We start from the raw sequence: 21,547 nt of genomic DNA, 5'->3' as shown, positions 1-21,547 counted from the left end.
CAATATGCAATTTTATTTTTTTGATAAAATGTTAATTTTTACTCGTTGTTTTATCTTAATTGTTTCTTTTGGTGTTGTGTGATGTTTTTATTGTTGCTGAGCCTCCCCATTTGGGTAATTGAATTTCAACATTTAATACTGCATGATGAATTTGCTGAATTTTTAGTTTGATGCATGATGAACCTTATGGTTTTGAGTGTTTAAAGTGAAATGCAAGGCTGCAATTAGGAACTTACTTAATAAAAAAGGATTTATTGGCTTATTCACTGTCACTTCTTTTCTATTTTTTAAGGTTCGCTATCACATCTTTAAATGAGTGAGCTTTACTTGTCTTTTTAAGTCATTTTTTTAATGACTTTTCTTGGTTTTTGTAAAGTCTTATAAAAATTATAACTTATATGCTTGCTAGGTTTATAAGGTGATTTTCTTAGTTTTAGTGTCATTTTTGTGATTGTTTTTTTGTGGTTTTTTCAGCGTTTTAAGCAGGATTAAAAACAAATAATAAAAATTCCATATATTCGAGACTGAAGTTTTTCTTGCCTTTATGGAATGAGTAATATCATACTTTAGAGTGAGCAATAGAATGACCTCCACGTTTAAGCCACATAAAACACTGGTTCAATTAACGCAGCAATATGCTGTAGAGCGGAATACAGACCTTGCCTATACATTGCTGAAATATTATTCAAGATCTGAAAACAGAGATGAAACATCAATTTCCTTTGCAGAGCTTGATCAGCAAGCTCGATGTATTGCGGTATATTTACAGAAGCATGCGAGTAAAGGCGATCGAGTCGTATTGCTTTATCGAGCGGGATTGGAGTTTGTTAGTGCATTTTTAGGCTGTCTATATGCTGGGGTGGTAGCAGTTCCTTCAAGTGTGCCTAAATCAGGATTTGGACATGAGCGCTTAAATCGTATATTAGATGATTCTGGCGCTTCGGTTATTTTAACCGTAAAAACGATCTCTCAGAATTTATCAGCCCATGCTATCGACGTTGAAAAAAACACGCTATTAAATTTTGAAGATGTAGATTTTTCTATTGAAAAGCAGTGGGTTGAACCTGAATTAGATGAAAATGATTTAGCTTTTATCCAATATAGTTCAGGTTCTACAGGGACTCCCAAAGGTGTAATGGTAAGTCACAAGAACTTGATGCACCACTCTAATATTCTTGATAGCGAATTTCAGCTAAATAGTTTTGTCAGTTGGATCCCTAACTTCCATGATATGGGTCTCATTTTTGGTATCTTAAAATCTTTATTTGGTGGCTATCATGGAATTCTTATGTCACCAGATTCTTTTGTGCAAAAACCACTTCGCTGGTTGCAAGCGATCAGTGATTTTAAAGCTGAGGGCACAATTGCTCCTAATTTTGCATATGATCTTTGTGTAAGAAACATATCTGACGAAGAATTAGATTCTCTTGATTTATCTCACCTTCGCTATGCAGGTAATGCTGCCGAGCCTGTTAGAGCATCTACGATCCGAGAGTTTAGTGAGAAATTTGCGAGTTGCCATTTCAATAGTGTGGCATTTCAACCTGCTTACGGACTTGCTGAAGCGACATTAATGGTTACATGTAGCGAAATGTCAAAGCCGACGATTGCCCATTATTTCGATATTGATGCTTTGAAAGATAATCGTGCTGTAATTTGCGAATCACAAAATGAAAACTCGAGAGCGATAGCATCTTCCGGCAAAGTAATTGGTGATTATAAAGTTAAAATTGTTGACGCTGACACGCATAAACAAAAGCCAGACTTAGAGGTTGGGGAAATTTGGGTCGGTGGTGAAAGCGTTGCACAAGGATATTGGAATAATGACGAGCAGAGTCACGAGATTTTCTCAGCAAGAATTGCCAATGAAGATAGCCCGCTTGAATATTTGAGAACGGGTGATCTAGGCTTTCTTTATCAAGGAGAGCTTTTTGTTTGTGGTCGATTAAAAGATGTTATTTTGATCCGAGGCGGTAATTTCCACGCTTGTGACATTGAAGACACAGTAGAATGTGCTCATGAATACATTTCTAAAAATAATACAGCTGCATTTTCGATAGATGTAGAAGATGAAGAGCGCTTAGTTGTTGTATCTAAGCTTGAAAAGAAGAAAGGGACATATTCAGAATCTGAATATGAAGCCATTGTTAATGCAATACGCGATCGTATTGTTGCTGAGCATGAAATTCTACCATACAGCATTTCATTGATGCACAGAGGTATACCTAAAACGACAAGTGGAAAAATTCAGCGTAGTATTTGTCGAGAAAAATTCCTCACCAACCAATTCAAAGTCATACATGCTTGGCAAGCTAATACTATACATAACAGCGTTGAACAAGCTGTTGATCAATCTTCTAATGCTGAGTCTGCTGAAGAAACGATTAGTAACATGGAAGCGTGGCTGATTGAACAGATAGCAATGCTAAGTGGCAAGAAGGTCGAAGAAATAAGTCACAGTCAGTCCTTTTCTGAATGTGCGTTAAATACTGAGGAAGTAAAAAAATTAATTCGCAGTATTGAAGTAACTTATGCATACACTCCCCCTCCTACATTACTCAGCGAAAAGCTAACGATTAGAGAACTATCTGCAAAAATTGAGAAAATGAGTGGAGGTGAGTCTGCTGTTCAAGGTCTTGCCGCTGAAAACCTTGAATTCTCATTGGATAAAATTAACCAATACAATCAAAACGAGCCGATTGCAATCATAGGTATGAGCTGTCGCTTCCCTGATGCTAATACGCCAGCAGAGTATTGGGAAAATTTATGTAATGGTCTTGAGTCAGTTGCTACTGTCCCGTTGGAGCGTTGGGATGTTGAAGCGTTATATCATGAAAACCCACTCGCAGTAGGCAAGCTGGCAACAAAAAGAGGCGGGTTCTTAAAAGGCATTGACCAACTTGATCGAAACTTCTTCAACCTCTCGGTGAGAGAAGCTAAACGCATGGACCCTGCGCATAGGTTGATGATGGAGCTTGGTTGGGAAACTTTTGAAGACGCTGGCATTGTACCTGAAAGCATTGCCGAATCTAAAACAGGTGTCTTTGTTGGTATCTCAGGTAGTGACTATGCACATATGCAGTTCAGCGAACAAAATTCAGTTGATGCTTATGCTGGTTTAGGTAGTGCTTTGACAAATGCCGCAAGTAGGATTTCACATTTCATGGACTTACGCGGTCCAGCATTGGCAATAGATACGGCATGTTCATCATCGTTAAGTGCAGTACACATGGCATGTAATAGCATGCGCCTTGGTGAATGTGAGATGGCATTGGCTGGCGGGGTGAATATTTTATTGTCACCAATCGTTACTATGTCGTTGTCAAAGGCGGGCATGATGGCGCTAGATGGTCGCTGTAAAGCCTTTGATAGTAGTGCTAATGGGTATGTTCGTTCCGAAGGTGCTGGATTAGTTTTATTAAAACCCCTATCTAAAGCAAAAGCTGATAATGATCCGATCTATGCGGTAATTAAAGGCACTGCATCCAACCAGGATGGTAAAAGTAGTGGTATTTCTGCTCCTAATGGCGAGGCACAACAACGAGTCGTCTTGAGTGCATGTGAAGATGCTGGAATTGCACCTGGTCAGTTAAACTATGTTGAAGCACACGGTACAGGCACTGCATTGGGCGACCCCATAGAGGTCAATGCCTTAGGTGAAGTTTTGAAGATTGGTGCAGTTGAAGGCACTGAATGTGCAATTGGCTCAGTAAAAACAAATATAGGCCACGCTGAATCAGCTGCGGGGATCGCAAGCTTGATAAAAACAGCGCTCATCTTGAAGAATCGGGTAATTCCTGCAAGCCTGAATTTCAACAACCCAAACCCGTTAATCCCGTTCGATGAATTACGTGTAAATGTTCAAACTGAGATTGGGGAATTACCTGAGTATGCGAGACCTGCTCTTGCTGGGGTTAATAGCTTCGGTGTCGGCGGCACAAATGTTCACCTGGTATTAGAAGAAAATAATTATACAAGTCATGAACTACCTCATGCAGAGCTAGATACCACTGACGACCACAAGCGCATTCATGTTTTACCTTTAAGTGGTAACAGTTTGGCTTCTTTGAAAGCAAATGCTCAAGCAATGGCTGATTATTTGCTGGACAGTTCCGCTGAGAACTCATTGGATGACGTTTACCATACGCTCACTGAAAATCGTACTCACTTTGAGCATAGGCTTGCAGTGGTTGGGTTTGATAAGAACGAGATTGCAGAGGCTTTAGAGTCTTATAGTAGCGTAAACCATCATGCTGACATTGTTTATGGGTACATGAATAAAGAAAGTTCTGCTTCTAAATTGGCCTATGTTTTTTCTGGTCAAGGTTCACAGTGGTGGGCGATGGGTAGAACATTATTCAATAAAGAACCTGCTTATCGTAGCTTTATTGAACAGTGCGATAAAGAGCTGTCAAAGCATACATCCTGGTCACTGATTGAAGTATTAATGGCTGATGAGTCAGATTCTAAGCTAAATGATACTGAATATGCTCAACCGGCAATATTTGCTGTGCAAGTGGCGTTAGCAAAGTTATTTGAGTCATACGGAATTACGCCAGATGCCGTTGTAGGTCATAGTGTGGGTGAGATAGCGGCAGCATACGTTTCTGAGTCTCTCAGCTTTGAAGACGCTTGCTTCTTGATTGCCAATCGTGCGCGCATTATGCAAAAAGCAACTGGTCACGGTCGTATGGTGAGCGTGGAGGCTTCAGTTGCAGAGATTGAAAAAGCCTTGCTGCCTTATGAAAATCGGGTATCTATTGCTGCTGTCAATGCGCCAGGCACTGTTGTTATTTCAGGTGATACAGAAGGCGTAGATAATTTAATTGATATGCTGCAAAGTGATGGGATTACAGTGATCCCGTTACCGGTTAACTACGCATTCCATAGCCCTCAGATGGAACCACTCAAAAAAGAACTCGTTGATCAGCTAGCTAATATTAAGCCTCGCCAGGGGAAAGTGCCAATGGTGTCTACGGTCACTGGTGATTGGGTTAGTGAGGGCATGCTGCTGGATGCAAATTATTGGGGAGATAATTTACGTGACAAGGTTTCCTTTTCAGCTGCAATAGAAACCCTTGCCAAAGCAGACTTTGATCTGTTTATGGAAGTCGGAGCTCACCCGGTAGTGAGTGGTGCCACAACTCGTACACTCAAAAATGTCGATCTAGAAGGTACTGTTCTTAATACATTAAATAAAGAAAACGACGATCAAAAATCTATCTATTTGACACTGTCAGCACTATACACCAAGCGTAAGTTCAATAACTGGTCTGTCTTAAATATTAAAGGGAAGTTCTTAAGAACGATACCTAATTATCAATGGGATAGAAAAGCATATTGGATAGACGGGCCATTTCAAAAAGGCCTATTCCAAGCAAGTTATCACCCATTACTTACGAACAAGATGCCTGTTGCGAGCCCAACATGGGAAGTGTTACTTGATGAGCAAGTTGTCCCATTTGTAAAAGGCCCACAAGTCAACGGTCAAAGCAAATTATCAAGTGGTATCTTACTCGAAATTGCTTTAGCAGCCGCATACGAAGAGGCTGGCAAAGTGCAAATGAGTGGGTTAAGTGGAATTAATTTCCATAGTCTAGCTTCATTGCAAGTTGGTGAAAGCACTCACGCATACCAAGTATCAATACTGGAAGATGAAAAAGGCTTGAAAAAGGCGTTGTTTTCCTATCAATCTGAAGCAAGTGAGGGTAAATCGGAAAACTGGATCAGTTCAATTTCTGCTGATGTAACAAGTGCAGATAAGCGAAATGAGCAACCTGAGCCGCTTAATATACTGGCACTACAAGAGACTCCAGATGACTTACTTGATGGCAGTGTTTTCTATAACAAAATACAAGAAGTGGGCATTGAATATAGTTCGGCTTTGCAAGTTTTAGATACTATTTGGATTAAAAATCAAAGTGCACTGGCAAAAATAGACACGTCTGCGTCAATAGGTGATATGGAACAGTATTTATTCCATCCCTTAATATTTGAGGCTGTGGAGCAGACTGGTTTGACGTGCCTGGGAGGCAGAGCAAATCAATTTGAAATTTCATCTATTGGGGACATTAAGCTTTTCAAATCACTAGAGCATGCAGAGTATGTTTACTCAAAAATGCGTGAAAGTAAGCAAGATAAAGCTGTGACAGTTGATTCATGGATATTGAATGCAGAGGGTCAAGTGCTTGCTATTGCCGAAGGGATTGCTTTAAAACAAAACTCATTGGCGTCTGATAGCACTAGTAATATACCAACTGAGCCGAAGAATTGGCTTTTTGATGTCGAGTGGCAATTAAAAGAGCGTGAATCAACGTATCAGAGTAATGAGAAAGAGTCTGGTGCGTGGCTTGTTTTTGCTGATGAAGGCAGTACTGGGGATTTGGTTCGAAGCTGGATGCAGGATAATAATCAGCAAGTATGTATGGTTAAGTCTGGATCAGAATTCGGTGTGCAATCTGAAAATGAATTTACTATCCGCTCTTCTTCGACAGCAGATTTTGAAAAGGTAATCAATGATTTCTTTACAGCACCAAATAAAAACTGCAAGGGCATCATTCATCTATGGAGTTTAAATGCGGCTCCGAGTGAAGATACGAATATAGATACTATTACCGAAGATCTTACATGTGGCGTACTGAGCGTTGCATATGCAATTCAAGCTATTTCGAAAGTGGGTATTCCAGGTAGGCCTAGATTGTGGTTAGTAACCGCAGGTGCGCAAGCCGCTGGCGAACTGGAGCATTTGTCAGTCGCACAATCTCCGTTACTAGGGTTTGCTAAAGGAATTGCAATTGAGCACCCTGAGTTCCGTTGCTGCCGTATTGACCTTAGTGAAAGTAGTTCACCGTTGGAGGTGTCACTGCTTTGTGAAGAGATTTACTCTGATAATGAAGAAGATCAAGTTGTGCTCAGGGGGGGAGACAGATACGTTGCGCGCTTAGAGCCTCACAAGCTAAGTCATCAAGAAAGCAATAGCAATGCACAGGCGCTGCCATTTGATACCAAAGAATCATTTAATGTGTTGGTTAGTCGACAAGAGGGCAGTGTTGTTACTCATTTATCTGAAAGCAAAAGACGGACGCCAAGCGTTGGTGAAGTAGAAATTCGGGTAAATAAAGCAACTATACCTGCTTGGAAGGTATTGGATAACCTGAAATATACTTCTGAGCTTGAGTGTAACGGAGAGCTTTGCTCTGGTGAAATTGTACACCTTGGTACTGGAGTAAAAGATTTCGCTGTAGGTGATAAGGTTGTTGCAGTAACAGATGGCAAGCTTGCATCGCATTCAAATGTTGATGTGTCTCGCTTAGCGCCTCTTCCTAACCATATCAATGATAAAGGGTTCTCTTCTTACAGACCTTTTGTACTTTCTATGTTTACTTTGAAAGAGTTAGTAAAACTTGAAAGTGGAGAAAGCGTTCTAATTCATGGTGCTGACTCTGTTTATGGTCATGCAGCAGTTCAAATAGCTAAGCACCTTGGTGCTGTTGTTTATGCGACTGCGAACTCTAAAAAGATCGCTACGGTTAGAAGTCTAGGTGCAGATCATGTGTTTGATGCCACAAATCCAAGTGTATTTGAGGAAATCAAACATGGTACAGCTGGAGATGGCGTGCATGTTTTTGCGAACTGTGTGAGTGGATTTGATTTTGCTAAAGCGACCCAGGGAGTAAATAGCTTTGGTCGTTATATCGACTTGGCTGTTAATGAATCTGGTGTGGAAGCAAATTTAAATAACTTTAATCTCTCGGGTTATTCGTCACTTTTCTCTTGTGATATACACCACCTGGAGAGAACTCATCCAGAAAAAGTCATTACAATTTTAAAAGACATTATTCAGTTACTCGCGGAAGAAAAATTAACGGCTAGTAATTCTTCGATAAGTGTAGAGCTCCCTGAGCTGGCTACTGGTTTGATGAAAGGGGCAGGGTCAAATATTACTGTTGAATTCCCAGTTGGAGATATAGCCCAAGATAAACAAGAAAACACCGCATTTAAAGCGGATGCTACTTACATAATAACCGGTGGACTTGGTGGATTAGGGCTAAGTATTGCTAAGTACATGGCCCAAAGAGGAGCGAAGAATATTGTATTACTTGGGCGGAGGCGTCCTAGTGAAACAGCAATGTCAGAAATTGCCTACATGGAAAATCTAGGAACTCGCTGTGAAGTGAGGGCAGTAGATGTCTCTAGCCAAGAGCAAGTAGCTGAATTATTGAAATTTATTCGTACAGATATGCCTCCATTGCGTGGGATTATGCATGCAGCTGGGATACTAGACAATGGTCTGCTCACTCAATTGGATGAAGCGCAGATCCGTAATGTCATGCCTGCGAAAATAGACGGTGCATGGCATCTGCACACGTTGACCGGTGAAGATGAGTTAGATTTTTTTGTGATGTTCTCATCGTTGGCTTCCGCTATTGGTTCAACTGGTCAATCAAATTATGCAGCGGCAAATGCATTCTTGGAATGTCTCGCTGCGCACAGAAACTATCAAGGAAAAGCCGCGCTAAGCATAGGGTGGGGGCCATGGGCTGAAGTTGGTATGGCTTCTGCGGCCCATAACCTTGAAAACCTTCTTGAGCATGGGATGGGTATGATCCCACTCATCGATGGTATGAACCTATTGGAGGATTTAATTTCAACACAGCAAAAAGGAATTATTGCTACGCTGCCTATGAATTGGTCGTTATGGGGTAAATGTTTCCCTCATTTGGCAAGCTTACCTTACTTATCTGATTTAATGCCTGAGCAAGATGAAGGTGAAAGTGACAAGCATAATCGAGTCGTAGCTGGCCATCTTATAGAACTTGATAGTGAACGTCAGCTTGAGCTACTTCAAAAGACAATACACCGAGTTGTCTGTCAAACGATGATGATCAACCCTGAAACACTGGATATGAATATCTCTTTAACTGCTATAGGTCTCGACTCAATTGTAGCTCTTGAGTTAAAGCATCGCCTTGAAGTTAGTATTGATGCTGTTGTTCAGACGAATAACTTGCTTAAAGGGTGCAGTATTAAAGAGTTATCGAAAGTAATCCGCGACCAAATTCTAAATCAGAGTTTTGATACCGATGAACAGGATAGTGGCGATGGTGCTGAAGGGATACTTGATAATATTGATGAACTTTCTGTTGATGAAGTGGAATCATTATTAGCTGAATTTGCGGATGCAGAAGCTGAAGCATAATCCTAATAATAGTGAAGCTTATTTAATATATTAATAATGAGATTAATAAAATGAAAGTTCTACCATTTTTAATCAAGTTTTCACCGGGGTTACTTATATTCTCGGTTATTGCTGGCATAGTAAGTGGTACGGCAAGCACGTTAGTTATTGCGGTAATCAATGACACTATTTCGGAAATTTCTAACCCTCTAACACTATTCGTGTGGTTGTTTTTGGGAGGAACTTCGGTAGCGTTGCTAGCCGGGTTGGTATCTCGCTTACTTTTACTAAAGCTGTCAGTAAAGGCGGTTAAAAAATGGAGACTAGAGCTGTGTAAACAGCTCTTAGCTTCTCCTTACAGTGAATTGGAAAAACATGGTTCATCGAAGTTAATGGCAACATTGACTGAGGATATTCATACGGTTGCCGAGGCACTAACCGAGTTCCCTGTACTGTGCACTAATCTCGCTGTCATTCTGGCTTGCTTCGGTTATTTATTTTGGCTTTCTTGGTCTCTGGCTCTTGCGTATCTTGCTGTATTTACTATCGGTGTAATTACTTATGAGGCTATTGCCAGAAAAACGAGACCATTGCTCCAAGATGGCCGAGTTAAGTGGGATGATCTAGTTGACCATTACAACTGTCTCATCAACGGTAACAAGGAATTAAAGTTACAGCGCAGCAGAAGAGATAATTTCTACGAGCAAGAGTTAACCACGACTGCTGATGAGATGATGAATGTAGCTTGGGGCTGGCATAAGGTGTTTGCGATTGCGGACTCTTATGGGCAGTTTATTTATTCAGCGCTCATAGGCTTAATTGTGTTTGTAGCGCCGTTAGTGACATTTTATGAAACAAGTGTTCTCACGGGGTTCGTATTAATGGCTCTTTATATGAGAGTGCCAATTACTACAAGTGTAGGCTCGATCCCCATGTTTCATCAGGCTGACGTGGCAATGGATAAAATAAATTCATTGAATTTGTCCTTATCTAGCCTCAAAGAGACAGACGTCAAATCAGCTGACAGTAAGCCCTATAAACCGACAGAGTTTAATAGCCTAGAGTTCAACGAAGTTGAATATAAATACCAAAAAGAAAATGACAGTGAAAAGGGATTTTCAATAGGTCCCTTATCATTGCGCATTGGTGCTGGAGAAGTCATTTTTGTAATCGGTGGAAATGGTTGTGGTAAAAGCAGTTTTGTTAAGCTTTTAACGGGACTTTACACTCCATCAAGTGGTGAGGTTTTATTAAACAATACGCCAATTGATAATAGTAATAGGGATGATTATCGTCAGAATATTTCTGCAATTTTCTCTGATTATTACTTATTTAAAAATCTTTACGGCCTGCTTAATAAGACCGGTGATAGTAAAGTGCAGGAGTATCTGATTAAGCTCGGCCTGACAGATAAAGTTTCTGTTGAAGATGGGAAGTTGTCCACTGTGGAATTGTCATCTGGTCAACGTAAGCGTCTGGCATTGCTCATCTCATTTATTGAAGATAGAAATATTTATGTCTTTGATGAGTGGGCGGCAGATCAAGATCCGGTATTTAAAGATATTTTCTACCATGACCTTCTCCCTGAACTAAAAGCAAAAGGGAAGACAGTGATTGTTATCAGTCATGACGATTACTACTTCAATGTTGCCGATCGAATTATCAGGTTTAATGACGGCCGTATTATTCAAGATGTAACCAATACGTCTCACTCTGTGCGAAGAAAGGCTTTTCAGTGGAATGAGTCGATAACTGATGAAGTGAACTAGTAATGGTGAATGACTTGATGAATGCGAGTACAAGTTACAAGTCCAAGTGGCTGAGAGTTTTTCAGCCAAGGCCGGACGCAAGCTGCCGTATTTTTTGTTTTCCTTATGCCGGCTCAGGGCCGGCTGTTTACAAAGATTGGGGCAACCTATTACCACCTGATATTGAGGTTGTAGCTATACACTACCCAGGCCGAGAATCTCGTTCAGATGAATTGTTATTAACTGATTTAATTGAACTTGTTGAACAGTTGCGAAAGCAAATTTTACCTTATCTTGATAAGCCATTTGTTTTTTTTGGCCACAGTATGGGTGCATATATTGCTTTCGAATTGACTAGGGCCCTGTGGAAGTGCGCGGGAGTTCGACCTGACTCTTTGTTTATCTCCGCTGCTGGTGCTCCTCATATACGAGAGCCTAATTGTATCAGTGACCTGAGTTATAAAGAGTTTCTAAGAGCGTTATTAAAGCTAAATGGCATACCTTCTGAGGTGCTAAAAAACCCTGAATTAATTACCTATGCACTTCCAATTTTACGTTCTGATATGCGTATTTGCGAGTCTTATACGTGTCAGACGATAGAACCATTGGAAGTTCCAATGACGGTTTTTGGTGGCACACAAGATAAGCGCATTTCTTTTGAACGCCTTGAGAAGTGGCAGCTTCATGCTGCGACCACTTACAAATTGGAAATGTATGACGGTGATCATTTTTTTATAAATACACAACGTCGAAAAATAATAGATGCAATTAATAAAGAATTGCTAGCTCTAATTTAAGAAGGTGTCATATGGATCATAATAATATTAATAATATGACGGCGCAGGAAAAGCGCGAAGCATTGGCAAAAATATTAAAGTCGAAAGTAGCTGCTAAATCAGTTTACCCACTATCAAGTGAACAGCTGTCTATGTGGTTTCAACAGAACCTGGATTTAACTAGCACTGCTTTTAATATTGCCTTGGCTTTTTGTCTTCATGGAAAGCTGAATAGACAAGCTGTTGTCAGCGCGGTCAATGAGATAGTGGCCAGGCATGATACCTTACGCTCAGTTATTTTAATGAAAAATGATCTTCCTGTTCAAAAGGTTCAGGATAAAAAAGATGTTGAAATCAAGATATCTAAGGCTGACTTTCGGGCTGAGGGTGATTGGCAGGAAAAGGTCTTAGCACTGAGTGCCAAACAGTCGCAACAACCATTTAATTTTGCCAAAGGCCCGCTTTACCGATTTGAGTTGGTTCAAATAGAAGAAGAGTTGAATGTCTTGCTTTTCACCGTTCACCATATCATTTTTGATGGTTGGTCCATTGGTGTCTTTCTTAAAGAGTTTTCAGATCTTTATGTTTCATATACGGAGGGAACTACTCCCAAGCTGGAGGTGCTACCAAAATCATTTGGTGACTTTGTGCGTCGTCAAAGAAAACGCTCTACGGATGCTGTTGTAGAAGAGCAGCTGAAATATTGGCAAAGTCGGTTATCTGATATTGAACCGACATTAGAGCTACCGACTGATCATGCAAGGCCAAGCATCGTTTCGACACAAGGCGCTATCGTTGAGTTACCTATCGACAGAGAGTTGACCAGCAAATTAGACAGCCTCGGTAAACGGCACGAGGCTACATTTTTTATGACAATGCTCGCCACATTTTACGTATTGCTGGGTAAGCTGTCAGGGCAAAAAGATATTGTATTAGGTGTTGCTACAGCTAATCGAAGTGAACAGGATTCTTGGGGATTATTGGGGCTTTTCTCTAATGTTCTACCGATGAGAGCTAGCTTTGGCGAAGACCCTAGCTTTTTGAGTTTCTTGAATAAAGTTAAGCATCACTGTTTATCTGATTATGATAATGCTGATGTCGCGATAGCCTCGATAGTGGAAGCTGTCAACCCGGATAGAGATCCCAGTCGTAATATTCTCTTCCAGGCGGGTTTTGATTTTCAAAATACACCATGGCCGACAGGCAAGGTAACACAATATGTGACTTTGCTAAGTGGGGACAATGGTGCCTCTAAATTAGATTTAAACCTGAATGTCAGTAAGTTGGTTGATCGTTTAGTGGTTGCTTTTGAGTATAACTCGTCTTTGTTTTCACAGGACACAATGCAAAGCTTTGCCAGTTGTTATGAGCAATTATTGAAAAGTATTGTTGAAAACCCGAATAAGAAGCTATCTCAATTCGATATTATTTCTGATACTGGACGCGCTAAGGTGCTGGAAAGTGCGCGAGGAGAGTCTGCACTACCACGCTCACAAAACAGTGTATATGAACTTGTGTACGCCAGTATCAGTAGATCCCCAACTAAGACCGCAATCGTTAGTGGTGATGATAGCATCACTTATGCTCAGTTGGACCTGCGCATCAATCAACTTAGCCAACAATTGCAGGCTAATGGAGTGCGGCAACATGATCGAGTCGGCCTCTACTTTGAACGTTCTGTAGATTACATTGCAAGCTTGTTCGCAGTATGGAAATTGGGTGCATGTTATGTACCTTTAGACCCCAAATTACCTTTTACACGTATTGATTTTATTATTAAAGATGCGGGTATTTCACAAGTTCTGACAAATCATGAGCTTTCGCTAAAGTTGCAACAACAAGAGATGCCGTGTGCTTGGTTAGTGGCTGATGAGGGACAAGAGAGTGGGTTAAGTTCGCAAGAGCAAATTTTCAATACAAGGCCAGAAGACTTAGCCTATATTATTTATACCTCAGGCACGACTGGCACCCCTAAAGGGGTAATGATCCCTCATAGCTGTCTGTGTCATTACGCCCACAATGCCACAGAGAAGTTTAGTCTTAACAGCGAAGACAAAGTTCTACAATTTTCTTCTATTAGTTTTGACACAAGCTGTGAAGAAATCTTTCCGAGTTTAATTAGCGGGGCAAGTTTATACCTTCGAAACGAAGAAATGATTGCAACAATGGATCGCTTTTTGGACGAAGTTGATAGGAATAAACTGACAGTAATTAACTTGCCAACGTCATTTTGGAACGAGTTGGTTGCCTATCTGAGCGATGAAAGTGTTGCTCGTAAATTACCAGCCGCAGTTAAGTTAGTCATTATTGGTGGCGAAGCTGCTCCCCTTCATTTGGTGAATAAGTGGTTAGAGATGTTTGGCAAATCTGTCCGGCTGCTAAATACCTATGGACCAACAGAGACCACGGTCAGTGCGACGACTGCCGAACTTTCGGAGTTAGCAGTTGCAGGGCAAAGCCTGGACAGGGTTCCTATTGGGCTGCCGAATGCTGGTATGTATGTCTACATTTTAGATGAATCTAATCAAGTACTGCCTCATGGGCTATACGGGGAGATTGTCATAGGGGGGCCAACTGTAGGTAAGGGCTACTGGAATAGAACCGAGCTTACCGCTGAAAAATTCATTGATAACCCCTTTAATAAAGACTGTTCGTTTAAGTTATATAAGACTGGAGACTATGGTCGCTATTTGAATAATGGGCAAATTGAATATCGTGGTCGAGTTGACAATCAAATTAAGTTTAGAGGTTATCGCATTGAAACCTCTGAAATTGAGGTTATTTTGCTTCAACACCCTGCGATTACTCATTGTGCAGTACTCTTGCTCGAGGGAGAGGCGAGTCGATTGGTTGCCTATATTGCGCACAGGAGTAAAGAGGATAGTGAAAGCTTAAGAGCGTGGATGTCAGCACATTGTCCTGAATATATGATCCCTACTCAGTTTGTGTTTCTAGACAGTATGCCTCTCAATACGAGTAATAAGATTGATAGACAGAAGTTGATCACCACCACTCCTGAAATGGGTCAAGAGTCAGAGCAACTAACACCACCCCGAAATTCACAAGAGTCAACATTATTGGGTATTTGGTGTGATGTATTAGGCCACAAGCAAATCGATATTAATGCAAACTTCTTTAAACTAGGCGGACATTCACTGCTAATCACAAAAATGTTGTCGCGTATAAAGCAGTTAATGTCAATACAGTTGCCTCTATCAAGTGTCTTTGTTGCCCCGACTGTAGCCCTATTGAGCGAATATATTACAGAGCATCGCCGCAAATCCGATGGTGATGAAGTTCAGCTACCTTTACAAAGAGTTGATAGGAGCAAAGATGGCTATCAGTTGTCCTTTGCTCAAAGACGCCTTTGGTTCATTGATCAGTTAAATGGCAGCAGTTTACAGTATCAAATCCCCCAATTTATTAAAATTACTGGTGAATTTGATGAAGCGATCGCAGAAGTTGCATTTCAACGCATCATCGAACGTCATGAGTCTCTTCGTACCGTATACCAATTTGATGAAGAAACAAGGGAAGTTTATCAAAGCGTCCTAAACGGAAGTGACTTCAAATTAACCAAAGTTAATTTACTCGATATGCCACAAGCGAACAGGCAGAAGGCGATTGATGAAGTCATAGCGCAAGACCTTAACAAGCCTTTTGCGCTTGATAGAGACCTTATGTTCAGGGCAACGGCTATTCGAACTGAAAAAGATCAAGTTATCTTAGTTACCAATAGTCACCATATAGCTTCAGATGGCTGGTCTCTCGGGATAATCTATGCGGAATTTATTCAACAATATCAATCTGTCCAGGAAGGGAAAGTAGATGAAATACTACCTTTACCTATTCAATATATTGATTACGCTCATTGGCAAAACAAGTTACTGAGTGGCAAAGATACCAATAAGCAACTAGCGTATTGGCAAAATAAATTGAATAACATTCCAGTTGTTCATGAGCTGCCCCTGGACTATGAACGACCAGCACTGCAAACATTTAATGGTGATAGTGTAGAGTTTTTCATCAATAAAGCGACATTGGAACAACTCAAAAAGTTAGCAGTTGATAACCAAATGACACTATACATGGTGTTATATGCGGCTTTTTCAATTCTTATTTCTCGATATAGCAACAAGTCTGACGTTGTTATTGGCACACCTAATGCGAATAGAAGCCAAAAAGAGCTAGAAGCCATGGTTGGCCTCTTTGTAGACACTTTGGTTTTAAGAGTCGATTGTGACTCCAAGAAAAGTACGCAAGACTTTTTCCAAGAGGTAAAAAGTACAGTATTGGATGCTCATTTAAATAAAGATATTCCTTTTGAAATGATTGTTGAGCACTTAAATCCTGTAAGAAGTACCCAGTATTCCCCAGTTATTCAGATTATGTTTGGTTTGAATCTGGCTACAAATACTACTAGTAGTAATGAAGGTTTTTCATTTGAAAGGTATGAAGAAACGGATGTAAGTCATTCAACTGCGCAATTTGATCTTAGCCTTGACGCTAATGAAGTTCATGATGGGGTAAGTTTCAATTTTGAATACAATACGGATTTGTTTTCATGTGAAACAATAACAAGGATGAGCGAACACTATCAAAATATTCTGAATTGTTTGCTAGGTTCTGCTGAAAGTTTGCTTGATATTAAGATGTTAAGCGATACCGAAGAACAAAATTTGTCTAAGTGCTTAAAAGGCTCGCTATTGACCACTGATAAAACTTCTAGTGTTTGTCAGTTATTCGAAAAAATTGCGATGGATAAACCTGATAGTAAAGCGGTTGTTTATCAGGGTGAAACAGTTTCTTATAAAGAAGTAAATGATAAGTCCAATCAGCTAGCTAGATATTTAATCTCGACCAATGAAACTGGTAACGAAGTATTGGTTGGAGTATGTTTAGAGCCCTCTATTGATTGGGTAATAACTGTGCTTGCGATTTTTAAAGCTGGTGGAGTTTATTTTCCGATTGAAGCAAACCAACCAGAGCAAAGAAAATCAAAGCTACTTCGTCGCGCAGCGCCTAATTTACTTGTTGTCCATGAAAAAACAGCTGATGACTTCACGAATAATGATACATGCCGAACTCTAAATTTTAATCTCATCGAAAAAGAGGTGGAAGCTGAGTCTGTCTCAAATCTTGAGAATAGTAAAAAGGATTTAGAACAACTGGCATATGTCATTTTTACTTCAGGAAGCACTGGCGAACCAAAAGGGGTAATGGTTGAGCATAAAGCACTTGCGATGCATATTACGGGGATGGTTGAACAGTACCAGATAACTAACAGTGATCGCATATTAAGTTTTTCCTCTATTGGGTTCGATCCTTCTTTGGAACAGCTGTTTATGGCGTTAGCAAGTGGTGCTTGCTGTCATATTTATGATAAATCGGGCATGGTTAAGAGTCAGATTGACCCTTTGAATTATATATTTGACGAAAGTATCACAGTTGCGGATCTGCCACCTGCATTATTGATGCAAACTCTGACCGAGGGTGAGTGGTCGAATATTATCAGACAGAGTCAACTAAGACTTATGTTTGTTGGCGGAGAAGCTGTACCAAAAGCTCTGGTAGAACAGTGGTATGCGCAGCAGTTTTCGTGTCTGCTTATTAATGCTTATGGGCCGACTGAGGGGGTGATCACGGCAATATCAGGTGCAATGTCTGATAGGGTTACACTTGGTGAGTTCGGTCCCAATCGCAATGGCTATATTTTTGATTCAGAGCTGCGCCCAGTGCCATTAGGGGTTGTCGGTGAGTTGTATATTGGTGGTGGGTGTTTAGCTCGTGGTTACTACCAAAATACCGAGTTAACATCGGCTAATTTTATTGATAATCCAAACAATACCCAAGTACAAGAGAGACTCTATCGCACCGGAGATTTGGTGAGACAAACTGCTGATGGAGCATTACATTACGTAGGGAGAGTTGACGATCAGGTGCAGCTCAATGGGATTCGAGTAGAGCTATCGGAAGTTGAGTACAACTTAACTCAACTGGAATGGATTACGTCAGCAGCCGTTATTTTGATGAGAACAGATAATGCGTCTACTGATGGAAAGGGCTTGGTTGCTTATATTTGTTCCGAGGCATCGGATTTAAATTCTCATGAGCTCACTGAGCAAGTGAGAATGCAGCTCAAAGGCTCTATTCCTAATTATATGATACCTGCGATTGTCATCGCTGTTCCCTCCTTACCGATAAACTCCAATGGTAAAGTAGATAAAATGGCGCTGCCAGATCCTAGCGGCTTTAAGGTATCGATAGATGCAAACTTACCACTGAGTGACAGTGAACAGTCACTTGCTGAAATCTGGGGAAAGCTGCTAAATATTTCGGTTGAGGAAATTAAACAGGACTCTGATTTCTTCATGTTAGGGGGGCATTCATTATTATCATTAAGGTTAATAGGGGAAATCCGCTCAACCTTCAATGTGGAGATATCAATAATAGATATTTTTGAGTCATCATCATTGAAGGAGATGGCAGATAAAATTATAAATTCAGGCTGTAAACCTATTCGCTCTCCAATCACCCCAAGAGCTGAGAAGTATGAGCGTATTCCAACATCTTTTTCTCAGCAACGCTTATGGTTTATTGATCGGTTTGAAGGTGGAAGCGCGCAATTTAACATGCCATCTGCATTTAAGTTAAAAGGGAGTTTTAATTATGAGGTTGCTGAAAAATCTTTTCGTGAATTAATCAATAGACATGAAATACTTCGGACAGTATATGTTGATAGTAACTATGGTGTTGAGCAAAAGGTAATTTCGAACCAATGCTTTGAATTTTATCGGCAGGATCTTTCTTTTTTACCAGCCGAAAAACAGCAAGAATTAATCAAGTCTGCAATAGAAGATGATATTCAGTATGAGTTTAATCTTGCTGAAGACTTAATGATAAAAGTTACTATATTAACATGCTCAAGTGTTGATACCGTCATCTTGATCAATGTGCACCATATTGCTGCCGATGGTTGGTCTCTAGACCTTATTTTTAATGAGTTTGTCAATAACTATAATGCTCTCTTGTCTAACGACTTTCATCAACTTCCACCTCTGGAAATTCAATATGTTGACTTTGCAATTTGGCAGCGTAGTTGGCTGGAAAGTGCAGAGTACTTTGAACAGCTGGATTATTGGAAGAAAGCGCTGATCGATTTACCTCCGGTACATTGTTTACCGCTTGATAGAGAGCGACCCGACAGCCAATCTTTTAATGGCGATAGTCATCGTTTTGCATTAGATGAAAAAATATCTAAGGATTTAATCGCGTTTGCTCAAAAGAATAATATAACCTTGTTTATGTTAGTTCATGGGCTATTGGCGATATTGCTTGCCAAGCATAGTGGGCAGAAAGATATTGTTATTGGCACGCCAGTTGCCAATCGTGCACAAAAAGAACTTGAACCAATGGTTGGTTGTTTCATTAATACATTGGTTTTACGTACGCAAATTGAGGAGCGGGCTAGCGTACGCGAATATTTTCAGAGTGTTAAGTCTGTAAACCTGAATGCGCTGAAGCACCAAGATATTTCATTTGAGCACTTGGTTGAACAAATAAACCCAGTGCGTGATGTGCGTTATTCACCCTTATTCCAAATTTTATTAAATTTAGAATCTAAAGTGCATAGTCACCAGGTGAGAATGACTGGGGTTGAAGTTGAGAACATCAATGATGCGAGTGTAAATGCAAAATATGATCTTAGTCTCAATGTGACACAAGAAGAGAAGCTTGTTTTCGATTTTGAATATAATACGGATTTGTTCGACCGGGACACGGTCATTAGGTTTGGGCTTCATCTTGATTCTCTGGCAAAAAGTGTCTTGAACTTCAGTGAGGGTAAGTTATCTGACTTAGTTATGCTGACATCAGCAGAGCAATATGATCTGATTAGCACACTCAACTCTGCAAAGAGCGAAATAGATACAAACCAATCAATTATTTCATTACTTTCCGCTCAGCTAGCGAAAACTCCTGACCATATAGCAGCAGAGTTTAATGACACAGCAGTGACTTACTCTGAGCTACATGAACGAGTAGAGCAAACCGCTATATTACTGCGAAGTAAAGGTGTACAAAAAGGTGATTTAGTTGGCTTATACATAGACCGTGGCATCAACATGCTAGTGGGATTGCTGGGGATTCTTAAAGCGGGCGCTGCCTATGTACCATTAGATCCTAAGTTTACCAAGAAACGCATAGAGTACATAATTCAAGATAGTGGGCTTCGGGTTACGTTGACCAGCTTATTAAGTGAAGATTATCAATGGTTAGCCGAAAGCAGTGAAGTTATACATATCGAAGATAGTATAAATTCAGAATATCAACCTAATGATATAAATCAAGCTAGAGCTGAGGAACCGTCTGCAAGTGATTTGGCTTACTTGATTTATACATCGGGCTCTACCGGAAAACCCAAAGCTGTAGCGATAGAGCATGGAAATGCTACTGCTATGATACATTGGGCTTCAAAATCTTATACTCAAGATGAACTGAAGTCGGTGCTGGCATCGACTGCGTTGAGCTTTGATTTATCTGTTTTCGAGCTACTGGTGCCTATATGTAATGGCGGCAGTGTTTGCATCGTAACCGATGCTCTGTCGTTAATTGACGCTCCATATGATCATATTACTCTTATAAACACCGTGCCGTCTGTTGGCAGAGCATTGTATGAACATAATGCGCTTCCGAAAAGTGTAAAAGTCATTAATTTGGCTGGTGAAGCGCTACCACCAGTATTGTTGCGAGATTTACTTGCACTTGAGGGGGAGAGGAGGGTGTGTAACCTGTATGGCCCCTCTGAAGCGACGACCTACTCAACTTGGGCTAGTTTTGATAAAGCAACAGAAAATACAGTCCCTGTCGGTAAGCCAATCAATGGCACTCAAGTTTATATTACGGACATTTTTGGTCAATTAGCTCCAAAAGGAAGCATTGGTGAATTATATATTAGCGGACTTGGTGTTGCTCGTGGATATTATAATCGACCAAATTTAACTCATCAGAGTTTTACTGTTGATCGATTTAATCGTAAGTATTCACAAGCAATGTATAAAACTGGTGATTTGGTTTGTTGGTCAAAAGATGGACAGTTGGAATTCAAAGGGAGAAATGATGACCAGATTAAGTTCAATGGTTTTAGGATTGAAGCTGGAGAAATAGTATTCCAGCTTGAAAAACATGCTCACGTTGTCTCTGCCGTGGTTGTTAAAAAGAACGTTTCTAAACTTGATGACAAGCAGCAGAGTTCCAATGTGCTCCTGGTTGCTTACATTCTCATTGCTGACCATGCGGCCGTTAGCAATGAACTTGTGATAGAAGAGTTGAGGACTCAGCTTAAAGATACCTTACCCTCTTACATGATTCCCAGTACGTTTGTTGTATTAGAAGAGCTTCCTCTTACGCTGAATGGAAAAGTAGATAAAGCAGCATTACCTGAACCTAATTTGACGCAATCAATAGATAAATTGATTGCGCCTTCTACGGTTACAGAAAAGTTTCTTGCTGACGCATGGAAAGCTGCATTAGGTGTTGATGCCATCGGCATTGACCAAGACTTTTTTGCACTCGGAGGGCATTCACTTTTAGCCGTGAATATGCTGTCTGAATTGGCAAATAAGTTACAGCTTGAAATTCCATTGAAGTCGTTTTTTGCTAAGCCGACCATCGAAGGGTTAAGTAGCGAATTGATTTTGTTATGTGGCGGTGCAGAAATAGCTGAAGCGCTAGTTGAAGCCTATCTACATATTGCAAATCTGTCTGATGCTGATGTGAATAGTTTAATTACTCACCATGGTGAGGAAGAGAACATATCACCGAACAGTGTTGTTAAATAGATATCA

The 21,547-nt window shown here is 40.4% G+C and carries 4 protein-coding genes; all 4 read left to right on the top strand.

Features of this window, described 5'->3' with window-relative positions; all coding sequences use genetic code 11:
- Window positions 1–583 precede the first annotated feature (583 nt).
- From CWC22_RS15875 to CWC22_RS15860, 4 genes are read left to right on the top strand one after another with little or no spacing between them, the layout of a single operon-like run.
- Window positions 584–9,199 (top strand): type I polyketide synthase, encoded by an 8,616-nt coding sequence (locus tag CWC22_RS15875; protein ID WP_138538763.1) that lies wholly within the window; start codon window positions 584–586, stop codon window positions 9,197–9,199.
- A gap of 50 nt (window positions 9,200–9,249) precedes the next feature.
- Window positions 9,250–10,947 (top strand): cyclic peptide export ABC transporter, encoded by a 1,698-nt coding sequence (locus CWC22_RS15870; protein ID WP_138538764.1) that lies wholly within the window; start codon window positions 9,250–9,252, stop codon window positions 10,945–10,947.
- 17 nt (window positions 10,948–10,964) lie between these two features.
- On the top strand, window positions 10,965–11,723 hold the full coding sequence (locus tag CWC22_RS15865) for a thioesterase II family protein (protein ID WP_164517546.1): 759 nt from the start codon (window positions 10,965–10,967) through the stop codon (window positions 11,721–11,723).
- A gap of 11 nt (window positions 11,724–11,734) precedes the next feature.
- On the top strand, window positions 11,735–21,541 hold the full coding sequence (locus CWC22_RS15860; RefSeq protein ID WP_138538765.1) for a non-ribosomal peptide synthetase: 9,807 nt from the start codon (window positions 11,735–11,737) through the stop codon (window positions 21,539–21,541).
- Window positions 21,542–21,547: the final 6 nt, after the last annotated feature.

The organism is Pseudoalteromonas rubra (genome assembly GCF_005886805.2).
GTDB lineage: Bacteria > Pseudomonadota > Gammaproteobacteria > Enterobacterales > Alteromonadaceae > Pseudoalteromonas > Pseudoalteromonas rubra_D.
This window is presented reverse-complemented; position numbering and strand designations above follow the sequence as displayed.